Here is a 1,595-nt window from a genome sequence, read left to right as displayed (position 1 = left end):
GGCCTACTGCTTCGCTTGACGTAGGCCAGGGGGGTCCCCGCCCGAGCCCTCACGGTGTGGGTGGGTGGGCGGTCCGCTGGGTTGCCGTGCTCGGCGGAGTTAGCGTGTGGGGGTGAGTTACTTCGACGTTGCGTCTTCTGCTCCGCTTCACCCGGTTGCCAAGCAGGCGCTGGTCGCCGCGTTGGACGAGGGGTGGGCGGACCCCGCGCGGCTGTACCGGGAGGGGCGGCGGGCGCGGTTGCTGCTCGACGCGGCGCGGGAGACCGCCGCGGAGGCTGTGGGGTGCCGGGCGGACGAGCTGAGTTTCACCCCTTCGGGGACCGTGGCCCTGCACCGCGGCATTGCCGGGGCCCTCGCCGGGCGGCGGCGGGCCGGGCGGCATCTCGTCGTGTCGGAGGTGGAGCACTCGGCGGTGCTGCACGCGGCCGAGTCGCATGAGGCCGCGGGCGGGACGGTCACCCGGGTGGGTGTGGACCGGTTGGGCCGGGTGGCGGCGGCGGAGTTCGCCGGGGCGCTGCGCGAGGACACCGCGCTGGCGTGTCTGCAGTCCGCCAACCACGAGGTGGGCACGGTGCAGCCGGTGGCCGAGGTGGCCGCGGCGTGCGCGGAGCACGGCGTACCGCTGCTCGTGGACGCCGCCCAGTCGATGGCCTGGGGCCGGCCGGACGCCGGCTGGTCGCTGCTGACGGCCAGCGCGCACAAATGGGGCGGTCCGCCCGGCGTCGGCCTGCTGGCCGTACGCAAGGGCACGCGCTTCGCCCCGGTCGGCCCGTCGGACGAACGGGAGTCGGGCCGCAGCCCCGGCTTCGAGAACCTCCCCGCGATCGTCGCCGCGGCGGCCTCGCTGCGCGCGGTCCGCGCGGAGGCGGACGCCGAGGCGGTACGGCTCGGCGCGCTGGTCGACCGGATCCGCCACGAGGTCGCCCGCCTCGTCCCCGACGCGGAGGTCGTCGGCCACCCGAGCGCCCGCCTCCCCCATCTGGTGACGTTCTCCTGCCTGTACGTCGACGGGGAGGCCCTCCTGCACGAGTTGGACCGCACGGGCTACTCGGTGTCGTCCGGCTCGTCCTGCACCTCGTCCACGCTGACGCCCAGTCACGTGCTGAAGGCGATGGGCGTCCTGTCGGAGGGCAACGTCCGCGTGTCCCTGCCCATGGGCACCACGGACGAGGACGTCGACCGCTTCCTCGCCGTACTGCCGGAGACGGTGGCGTCCGTACGGGCCAGGCTCGGCGTGGACGTCACACCGGCCGTGACCCCCTCCGGCCCCGACCTGGTGGTGGACGCCCTGGGAAAGCGGTGCCCGATCCCGGTGATCGAACTGGCAAAGGTCATCGGCGACGTCCCGGTGGGCGGCACGGTCTCGGTCCTCTCGGACGACGAGGCAGCCAAACTGGACATCCCGGCCTGGTGCGACATGCGAAACCAGGAATACGCCGGCGCATCCCCCAACCCCGGGGGCGGCACGTCATACCTGGTCCGCCGCAAGACGTGAGGGGCCGGGCGGGACCCCCCTTGGCGCGCGGTCCTCACCGCGCCGGACGGCACCCGCCGGCAGCTGACCGTCGACGCGCAGGCGCGCACCTCCGCCACGG

1 protein-coding gene is annotated in these 1,595 nt (G+C 74.5%); it reads left to right on the top strand.

All coding sequences use genetic code 11. The features are described from left to right. Positions 1 to 112 precede the first annotated feature (112 nt). Entirely contained in the window at positions 113 to 1,495 is a 1,383-nt protein-coding gene (locus tag AB0M28_RS40440; protein WP_365415833.1) for an aminotransferase class V-fold PLP-dependent enzyme, read from the top strand. Positions 1,496 to 1,595: the final 100 nt, after the last annotated feature.

The sequence above is a fragment of the Streptomyces sp. NPDC051940 genome (genome assembly GCF_040680895.1).
In the GTDB taxonomy this organism is placed as follows: Bacteria; Actinomycetota; Actinomycetes; order Streptomycetales; family Streptomycetaceae; genus Streptomyces.
This window is presented reverse-complemented; position numbering and strand designations above follow the sequence as displayed.